The sequence below is a fragment of the Nonomuraea sp. ATR24 genome (assembly GCF_041950485.1).
Classification (GTDB): domain Bacteria; phylum Actinomycetota; class Actinomycetes; order Streptosporangiales; family Streptosporangiaceae; genus Nonomuraea; species Nonomuraea ceibae.
In genome coordinates this window covers 71,221-80,348 of record NZ_JBGNUU010000033.1, presented here as the reverse complement: position 1 = coordinate 80,348, position 9,128 = coordinate 71,221, and the positions used below count along the sequence as shown (strand labels likewise).

The 9,128-nt window shown below is 73.5% G+C and carries 9 protein-coding genes; 5 read left to right on the top strand and 4 right to left on the bottom strand.

Annotated features, from left to right (window positions below):
* The 4 genes from ACBI99_RS43390 to ACBI99_RS43375 all read right to left on the bottom strand — a co-directional run.
* Nucleotides 1-757, bottom strand: a 757-nt coding sequence (locus tag ACBI99_RS43390) for a BTAD domain-containing putative transcriptional regulator (protein ID WP_375075128.1), incomplete at its 3' end; no start/stop codon positions are given.
* A gap of 200 nt (nt 758-957) precedes the next feature.
* Nucleotides 958-1,722 (bottom strand): SDR family NAD(P)-dependent oxidoreductase, encoded by a 765-nt coding sequence (locus tag ACBI99_RS43385; protein WP_219513974.1) that lies wholly within the window; start codon nt 1,720-1,722, stop codon nt 958-960.
* Between the two features lie 47 nt (nt 1,723-1,769).
* Nucleotides 1,770-2,309, bottom strand: a complete 540-nt coding sequence (locus tag ACBI99_RS43380) for a GNAT family N-acetyltransferase (protein ID WP_375075127.1) — start codon at nt 2,307-2,309, stop codon at nt 1,770-1,772.
* 49 nt (nt 2,310-2,358) lie between these two features.
* A complete protein-coding gene (locus tag ACBI99_RS43375) occupies nt 2,359-2,829 on the bottom strand; it encodes a hypothetical protein (protein WP_357588458.1) in 471 nt (156 codons plus the stop codon).
* Nucleotides 2,830-3,072: 243 nt separating this feature from the next.
* On the opposite strand from ACBI99_RS43375, the gene ACBI99_RS43370 reads away from it, so the two are divergent.
* Genes ACBI99_RS43370 through ACBI99_RS43350 form a run of 5 tightly spaced genes read left to right on the top strand, consistent with a single transcriptional unit; the run spans nt 3,073 to nt 9,116 of the window.
* A complete protein-coding gene (locus ACBI99_RS43370) occupies nt 3,073-4,470 on the top strand; it encodes a CehA/McbA family metallohydrolase (protein WP_375075126.1) in 1,398 nt (465 codons plus the stop codon).
* Between the two features lie 28 nt (nt 4,471-4,498).
* Nucleotides 4,499-5,506 carry an extracellular solute-binding protein gene (locus ACBI99_RS43365; protein WP_219513943.1) on the top strand — a complete coding sequence of 336 codons (1,008 nt, stop codon included), beginning with the start codon at nt 4,499-4,501 and terminating at the stop codon, nt 5,504-5,506.
* A complete protein-coding gene (locus ACBI99_RS43360) occupies nt 5,506-7,185 on the top strand; it encodes an iron ABC transporter permease (protein WP_219513934.1) in 1,680 nt (559 codons plus the stop codon). Before ACBI99_RS43365 ends, ACBI99_RS43360 begins: the two co-directional genes overlap by 1 nt.
* Complete coding sequence (locus tag ACBI99_RS43355) at nt 7,185-8,222, top strand: ABC transporter ATP-binding protein (RefSeq protein WP_375075125.1); 1,038 nt, start codon at nt 7,185-7,187, stop codon at nt 8,220-8,222. The genes ACBI99_RS43360 and ACBI99_RS43355 overlap by 1 nt, the downstream gene beginning before the upstream one ends.
* Nucleotides 8,223-8,252: 30 nt before the next feature.
* Entirely contained in the window at nt 8,253-9,116 is an 864-nt protein-coding gene (locus ACBI99_RS43350; RefSeq protein WP_375075124.1) for an LLM class flavin-dependent oxidoreductase, read from the top strand.
* Nucleotides 9,117-9,128 lie beyond the last annotated feature (12 nt).

Below are 9,128 nucleotides of genomic sequence, written 5' to 3'. Positions count from 1 at the left end.
GGTCGGAGGGGAGGGGGGTGGGGGGTGTGCCGCGGAGGAGGTGGAGGTGCAGGGCGCGGAGGTCGGGGCCGGGGTCGGTGCCGAGTTCGGCGGCCAGCAGGCGGCGGTAGGTCTCGAAGGCGGCCAGGGCTTCGGCCTGCCTGCCGTGGGCGGCGAGCGTGCGGAGGTGGAGGGCGCGCAGACGCTCGCGCAGGGGGTGGGCGGCGGTGAGCTGCTCCAGCTCGGCCACGCCGCCCGGCGGCCGGTGCCCGGTGGCGAGTTCGGCCTCGATGCGGTCCTCCAGCGCGCCGAGCTGCAGCTCCTCCAGGCGTACGGCGGCCGAGGCGGCGAAGGGGAGGGCGGCGGCGTCGGCCAGCGGTTCGCCCCGCCACAGCGCCAGCGCGCCGGCGAGCGCGGGCAGGGCGGCGTCCGGGCGGCCCTGGCGCAGCGCCCGGTGCCCCTGGGCGGCGAGCCGTTCGAAGCGGGTCACGTCCACGCTGTCGCCGGGCAGGTCGAGCCGGTACCCGGCGGGTTCGGAGCGCAGGGCGTCGCGGCCGGGCAGGGCGCGGCGCAACCGGGACACGAGTGAGTGCAGGGCCGGGGCCGGGTTGGCGGGGCCGCCGTCGGGCCACAGAGCCTCGGCCAGGGCGCGTGAGGTCACCACGCCGCCCGGGTCCAGGGCCAGCCGGATGAGCAGCGCCCGCAGCCGGAACCCGCCGACGTCGACCGGCCGCCCGTCCGCCACCACCTCCAGTGGCCCGAGCACCCCGATGCGCATGACCCCACTCTGCCACGCCACGCCGGACCGGCGGGCGGCCCGACCGGGAGGGGGCCCGGCCGGGAGGCGGCCCGACCGGGAGGGGGCCCGGCCCGGGAGGCGGCCGGTCCGGGAGGCGGCCGGTCCGGAGGGCAGCTGGTTCGGCGGGCAGCCGGACCGGGAGGCGGCCAACCCGGGAGGCGGGTGGCCTCGGAGGGGCGCTAGTTCGGTGGGTCGAAGCGGCCGTCTACGGCGGTCCAGCCGCCGTCGACGTGGAGCACGGAGCCGGTGACGAAACTGGCCGCGTCGCTCGCCAGGTAGACGACCGCGCCGGCCATCTCCTCCGCCGTGGCCCACCGGCCCAGCGCGCTCTTGGCCGCGTAGGCGTCGTACCAGGCGGGGTTGTCCTTGATCTGCCTGGTCAGCGGCGTCTCGACGACGCCGGGCGCGATCGCGTTGACCCGCACCCCGGACGGCCCGAACTCGGCGGCGGCGGTGCGCAGGAGCTGCACCAGCCCGGCCTTGGTGGCCGAGTAGACGCCCTGGCCGGGTTCGGTCACGGAGGCGCGGATCGACGCGAAGCCGATGATGGAGCCGCGGCCCCGTTCGACCATGCCCGCGCCGAAGGCCCGGATCACCTCGAACGAGGCGCGCAGGTTCAGGTCGACGACCCGGTCGAACTCCTCGCCGGTGTAGTCGAGCAGCCGCTTGCGCACGTTCGTGGCGGCGGTGAACACGAGCACGTCGACGGGGTGTTCGGCCGCGGCGGCGGCGCGCAGCTCGCCGGTGTCGAGCACGTCGAGCAGCCGGGCGGCACCGCCGCAGCGCTCGGCGGTGGCGGTGGCGGCGGCCAGGTCGCGGTCGGCGCACACGACGTCGGCGCCGTGCGCGGCCAGCGCGAGCGCCGACTCCCTGCCGATGCCGCTGCCGGCCCCGATGACCACCGCACGCCGCCCGTCCAGGCGGAACAACCGCTCGTATGCCATGGAGGCACCCTAACGACTGGTCTGACCAGTGCACCAGGCCGGGTGGTTCAGGGCCGGCGCGCCTCCCATTCCTCGCGGGTGATCTCGTACTCGACCTCGCCCTGGTCGGAGCCGTCGATCACGTCCGGCCAGTCCTGGAAGAACGTGCGCACGAAGCGCAGCCCGCACTTCTCCATGACGCGCCGCGAGCCGCGGTTGACCGTCATCGTCTCGGCGTACACGCGCCGGGCGCCGAGGGCGAAGGCGCGGTCGATGAGCGCCAGCGAGCCCTCGGTCGCGTAGCCCTTGCCCCAGGCCGCCTTGTGCAGCCGGTAGCCCAGCTCAGGCCCCTCGGCGGGGCCGTTCAGGAGGAACCAGCCGATGAACGTCTCCCCGTCGAACGCGGCGTAGAAGCCCCCGGCGGCGAACCTCGGCAGCGTCTCCCCGGTGATCACCTCGCGGGGGACCGGCTTGCCGCCGTTGAGGTAGCGCATCACCTCGGGGTCGTTGTGCAGGTCGTACAGGAGGTCGGCGTCGGCCTCGGTCTCGGTGAAGCGGCGCAGGGCCAGGCGGTCGGTCCGCAGGTAGATGTCCACCCGCACACGCATACCACCCGGCTCCGGCGCGGTTCGACAGGTTTTCCGGCCCGGCCGGCGGTCACTTCGACAGGTAGAGGGTCTTCCAGGTGCCCGCGTACAGGCAGGTGAGGGAGGGCTTGGCGGCCTTGGGCTCGGCGCAGACCTTGAGCTCGACCTGGTAGACGTCCCCGTGGCTGATCGTGAAGTGCTTCGGGGTGCGGTAGGAGCAGTCGCGGGCCCAGCGGTGCCGGAACGGCAGCTCGCCGCCCGAGCGGTAGGTGATGCGGAAGACCGCCCACCCGCACGCGGCGCCGCGCGTGTTGTCGCGCACGGTGCCGCTGATCCGGACGGCGTCGGCGGTCGGCAGGTCGGCGTGGTCCTCACCGGTGGCGGTCAGCGTGCCGGCCGCGACGGCGCGCTTCCCGGGAGCCTGGTACGGGCCCCACGACCCGGCGGAGGGGGCGGCGTGCGCGGCGGGGGCGAGGGCGGCGACGGTGATGGTGGCGGTGGCGGTGACTGCGAGACCGGCGAGGGCGCGGGAGAGGCTCATCGGAGGACCGTCCTTCCTGGTGGATGGCCTCACTGTGCGATGCGGCGGTTTCAACCGGCTTGCTGGTGAATGACCGGCGATTTCAACCGGCTTGCCGCACTCCGCCCCTCCTCGGAAAGCCGGGATGTCCCCGCGACCATACGACAGATTCACCTTATGTCTTAACAAACGTTGACTTTTTGTTCATCTCCCGGATAGAAAGCTGTCACTGATCGGCAAGGAAGACGGGAGTCCGGCGGCACCATGATCGGGGAGATCGAGCTGCTCAGCGTGGCCACCAGCCTGCCGGAGCCCGCGCTGGACCTGCACTACCTGCACTACCCGCTGGACGTCCCCGAGGGCGCGGGCGAGCTGGAGCTGGAGCTCGCGTACGACAAGGTCATGGACGTCGTCCAGATCTACGCGGTGCTCCTCGACCCCGCGGGAACGTTCCGGGGGCACGTGCAGTGTCCCGGCGGGCCGGGACCGAGGCGGCTGGTGATCCGCGTCGGGCGACACGACGCGACGCCGGGATGCGTCCCGGGCCCGGTCCCGCCCGGCCGATGGACCGTACGCCTCGATCTCGACCGCCACAAGCGGGCCGCGCCGTACGAGCTGACCGTGCGCGCCCGCCCGGCCGGGGAGCCGGCGACGGCGGCGGCGCCAACCGTGCCGCGCGAGCGTCCCGCGCCGGGGGAGGTCACGCGCGGCGGCGCCGGCTGGTACCGGGGCGAGCTGCACAGCCACTCCCACCACTCCGACGGCCGCAGGCCCGTCGCCGACCTGGTGCGGGCCGCCCGCGACGCCCGCCTGGACTTCCTGGCCGTCACCGACCACTTCACCTCCGCCCACTGGGACGACCTGGCCGCGCACGACGACGAGCTCGTGCTGCTGCGCTCGATGGAGCTCACCAGCCACTGCGGCCACGCCAACCTGCACGGCCTGTCGCGCTGGGTCGACACGTACGTGGACCGCCCCGAGCACACGATGACCCAGGTGGCCGCCGACGTGCACGAGCAGGGCGGGCTGCTCTGCGTCAACCACGCCTTCAGCGGCGACCAGGCGTGGCGGCGCTTCGACACCCCGTGGGACCGCGTCGACCTCATCGAGATCGCCCACCTCCAGCAGGGCGCCAACAACGACGCGCAGATCGGCCTGTGGGACCGGCTGCTCACGGCCGGGCACCGGGTGATCGGCGTCGCGGGCAGCGACTGCCACGACCCGCACGACCCGGCGCAGGCGCTCGGCCAGGTGGTGACCGTGGTGCACGCCGAGGAGGCGAGCCGGGCGGGGATCGTGGCGGGGCTGCGGGCCGGGCGGGTGGCCGTGTGGCGCGGCGCCGACCTCGACATGCGCGTGGACGGCGCGCCGATGGGGTCGAGCACCGGGCGCGGGCGGGTGCGCGTCGAGGTGGACGTGCGGGCGGACGAGCCGGTCGTGGTGTTCGTGCTGCGCGACGGGCTGATCATCGGCGTGGTCCCGGCCGGGGACCGGCCGGGGGAGTGGCAGCGGATCGCCGTCGAGGACGTGATCGACCGGCCCGGCTACTACCGGGCCGAGGCGCACGCCGACCCCGGCAGGCACGACCCCCGCTTCTGGGCCAGCTCGATGCGCGACCACAGCTCGCTGCGGGCCGCCGGCAACCCGGTATGGATCCGCTGAAACCCCCCTCAGATCAGGAGACACCACCATGCGGTACGGGATCATGCTCGGCGCGGTCACGCTGGCCCTGGCGGGCTGCTCGGGTGTGCTGACCAACAACGACGCGGGCGCCGGCCAGGGCGACGCGAACTCGCTCACGCTCTACTCCGTCAGCGGCCCCGAGGTCACGGACCCGATCCTGGCCGCGTTCAGGACCGCGCACCCCGACATCACCGTCAACAAGATCAGCCTGCCGGGCACCGGCGAGGCGTTCGCCCGTGTCAGGGCGGAGAAGGACCGGCCGCTCGGCGACGTCATCTGGGGCGGCTCGTCCGAGCTGTACTCGGCCAACGCCGACCTGATCGCCCCCGTCGAGCTGCCCAACGACGCCGCCACCGTGGCCAAGGACCCCAACCATGTCTGGCACGCCACCGACCTGCTCTTCCAGGCGATCGCCGTGAACACCGACAAGTTCCCCGACGCGAGCAAGCACCCCAGGACGTTCGCCGACCTGGCCGAGCCGGACTACCCCGGCGGCGAGATCGCCTTCGCCACCCCCAAGTCGTCCGGCACCTCCTACAGCCTGCTCACCACCATGGTCACGCTGCACGACTGGGAGTACGTGACCCGGTTCGCGAAGAACGCCCGGCTGCTCGACGGCTCCACGGCCATGTTCAACATGGTCAAGGACGGCGAGGTCGGCACCTCGTTCATCAACGAGGACCTGGGCGCCAAGTGGATCGAGGCCGGGGCCAAGATCAAGCTGATCTACCCGTCCGACGGCGTGTCCAGCCAGATCGGCTCCGCCGGAGTCATCAAGGGCGCCAAGCACCTGGAGGCGGCCAAGACGTTCGTGGACTTCCTGATGTCGAAGGAGGCCCAGCAGACGATGGTCGACCAGGTGCAGCGGCGCTCCTCCCGCGCCGACGTGTCCGCGCCGACCGGGCTGCCGCCGGTCGAGCAGCTCAAGCGGGCCGGCGTGGACGAGAAGTGGGCGGCCGGGCAGAAGGACGAGATCCTGGCCAAGTTCGACGACGCGGTCAAGAGCGCGGGCTGATGGCCGTCCGGTCCCGGTCCCGTTCCTCCCGGGCGAACTGGCGCGACCCGTGGCGGCTGGCCGGCCTCCTCGCCCTGCTCGTCCTGCTGATCTTCATCGTCTACCCGCAGCTGTGGATCGTCACGGCCGCGTTCACCTCCGACACGGGCGAGTTCACGCTCGACCGGTTCGCCGCGTTCGCCGCCGACGACCGGTTCACCGCGCCGCTGGTGCACAGCGTCGTCGTCAGCCTCGCCGTCGCGGCGGGCGCGGCGCTGGTGGCGGTGCCGCTCGCGTTCGTCATGGCACGCTACCGGGTGCCCGGCCGGGAGGCCGTGCTCACGCTGCTGACGATGGCGACGACCTCGCCGCCGTTCCTCGGCGCGTACGCGTGGCTGCTGCTGCTCGGCAGCGGCGGCATCGTCACCAAGGCGGCCCGCGAGGCGGGCGTGCCGCTGCCGTTCGACTCGATCCTCGGCGTCGGCGGCATCATCTGGGTGGGCGTGTGGTTCACGTTCGCGCTGATCTTCCTCATGGTGTACGACGCGTTCCGGGCGGTCGACCCGGCGCTGGAGGAGGCCGCGCTGTCGGTCGGGTCCACGCCGTGGCGGGCGCACTGGAAGGTGACGCTGCCGCTGGCGGTGCCCGCGATCGTCACCGGCTGCTACCTGGCCGGGATGCGGATCTTCGCCGACTTCGGCACGCCCATGCTCATCGGCGGCGGCTACCAGATGCTGCCCGTCGTGGTCTACCAGAACTTCATGTCCGAGGTGGCCGCCAGCCCCGGCGTCGCCGCCACGGCCAGCATCGTGATGGTGCTCGTCTCCGGGCTCGCCCTGGTCGCGCAGCGGCGGATCGTCGCGCGGCGCTCGTTCGCCGTGACCGGCGGCCGGGAGCAGCCGCTGCGCGAGCTGCGCGGCCTGCCCAGGGCGCTGACGCTGGGCGGGATCTGGACGGCGCTGCTGCTCGGGTTCGTGCCGCACCTCGTGGTCGTCCTCACCAGCTTCCTGCGCTGGCAGTCGGGCATCCTGCAGTGGGAGCCGACGCTGGACAACTACCGGCGGCTGTTCGAGGAGTCGCTGCAGCCGATCGTGCTCAGCTTCGTCTTCGCCGGCATCGCCTGCCTGCTCGCGCTGGTCACGGGCGTGGTCGTGGCCTACATCGTGGCCCGCAAGCGCTTCCGGATCTCCGGCCCGCTGCTGAACAACCTCGTCATGGTCCCGTACATCCTGCCGGGCACGGTGTTCGCCATCGGGTTCATCCTGGCGTTCAACCACCTGCCGGTCATCCTCACCGGCACCGCGCTGATCATCGTGGTCGCCTACTTCATCCGGCGGCTCCCGTACGTGATGAAGTCCATCGAGACCGCGCTCGCCCAGGTGCACCCGTCGCTGGAGGAGGCCGCGATGAGCGTCGGCGCGCCGCCCAGGCGCAGCTTCCGCGACGTCGTCGTGCCGATCATCAGGCCCGCCGTCATCTCCGGCGGCACCGTCGGCTTCCTGCAGATGATCACCGAGCTGTCGGCCACCGTCATGCTGTACGCGGTGCCGTGGGTGACCATGACCGTGGTCATCTTCACCAACGCCATGCAGCCCGGCAGCCCGTTCGGCGTCGCCTCGGCCATGACCACCGTGCTGCTCGTGTCCGTCTACGTCCCCCTCTACCTGCTGCGCCGCCGCTACAACATCCGGAGCATCTGATGGACATCAGCATCGAGGGCGTCTCCAAGTCCTTCGGCGAGACCACCGCCCTGGAGTCGGTCGACCTGCGGGTGCCGTCGGGGCGGCTGGTCACGCTCCTCGGCGCGTCCGGCTGCGGCAAGACGACGCTGCTGCGCATCGTCGCCGGGTTCGAGACGGCCGACACCGGCAGCGTCCGGTTCGGCGAGCGCGACCTGGCCCGGGTGCCGGTGTGGAAGCGCCGCATCGGGTTCGTCTTCCAGAGCTACGCGCTGTGGCCGCACATGACCGTCGCCGAGAACGTCGCGTACGGGCTGCGCCTGCGCAAGCTGCCCAAGCAGGAGATCGCCGCCAAGGTGGAGGCCGGGCTGGCCATGGTCGGGCTGACCGGCCGCGAGCAGCGCAGGCCCGGCCAGCTCTCCGGCGGCCAGCAGCAGCGCGTCGCCCTGGCCCGCGCGCTCGCCCTGGAGCCCGACGTGCTGCTCATGGACGAGCCGCTGTCCAACCTGGACGCCAAGCTGCGGATCGAGATGCGCCGCGAGATCCGCCGCATCCAGCAGGAGACCGGCATCACCGCCGTCTACGTCACCCACGACCAGGACGAGGCGCTGGAGATCTCCGACCTGGTCGCCGTCATGAACGGCGGCCGCGTCGAGCAGATCGGCGCCCCCGAGGACGTCTACGACCGGCCGGAGACCACGTTCGTCGCCTCGTTCGTCGGCACCGTCACCCTGCTGAAGGGCGAGGTCACCGCCGACGGCGGGCTCGCGCTCGGCGGCGGCGCCACCGTCGCGCTCGGCCGGCCGCCCGGCCCGCCCGGCGCCGTCGTGAACGTCGCCCTGCGCCCCGAGGACCTGCGCCTCGTCGACGCCGGCGCCCAGTTCACCGGCACCGTGGTGCGCAGCAGCTTCCAGGGGTCCGGCCGCGAGTCCGTCGCCGAGCTGCCCGGCGGCGAGCACGTCACGTTCGAGCACCGCCGGCCGCTCGCCACCGGCGCCACCGTCGGGCTGGTGGCCGACCGCTTCACCGTCGTCGAACGCGACACGGGCCTCGCCTGAGCCCCGGACCGGCGGGGTACAAAGGATCACATGACCGCACTCGGCGCCGTGTTCCGGCCCCAGCTCCCGCCCGAACGCCTCCGCGAGGTCGCCCAGGCCGCCGACGACGCCGGGCTGGAGCAGCTGTGGCTGTGGGAGGACTGCTTCTTCGAGGGCGGCGTCTCCACCGCCTCCGCCGCGCTCGCCTGGACCCGCAGGCTGCGCGTCGGCGTCGGGCTGCTGCCCGTCCCGCTGCGCAACGCCGCGCTGGCCGCGATGGAGGCGGCCGCGCTGCACCGGATGTTCCCCGGCCGGGCCGTCGTCGCCCTCGGCCACGGCGTGCAGAGCTGGATGGGGCAGACCGGCGCGCGCGTGGAGTCGCCGCTCACGCTGCTGCGCGAGCACCTGGCGGCCACCCGGGCGCTGCTGCGCGGCGAGCGCGTCACCACGCGGGGGCGTTACGTGCGGCTCGACGACGTCGCCCTCGTGTGGCCGCCCGCCTCGCCGCCGCCGGTGCTCGCCGGCGCCACCGGGCCGCGCACCCTGCGCCTGTCGGGCGAGGCCGCCGACGGCACCGTCATCGTCGCCGGCACCGCCCCGGACGACGTACGGCGGGCGCGCCGGCTCATCGACGAGGGGCGGGAGGCGGCCGGGCGTGACGACCGGCACGAGCTCGTCTGCTACCTGCACGCCGCCACCGGCCCCGGCGGGCCCGCCCGGCTCGAGGCCGAGACCGCCCTCAGCGGCAGGCCGGAGTACGGCGCCGCCGGGCCGGCCGCGGCGATCGCCGAGGCCGCCGCACGGCTGGCCGAGGCCGGGGCCGACACCGTGATCCTGCAGCCCACCGGTGACGAGCCCGACCCGGCGGGCTTCGTCCGCTTCACCGCGGAAGAGGTGCGGCCCCTCCTCACCTGACCGAACGCCGTA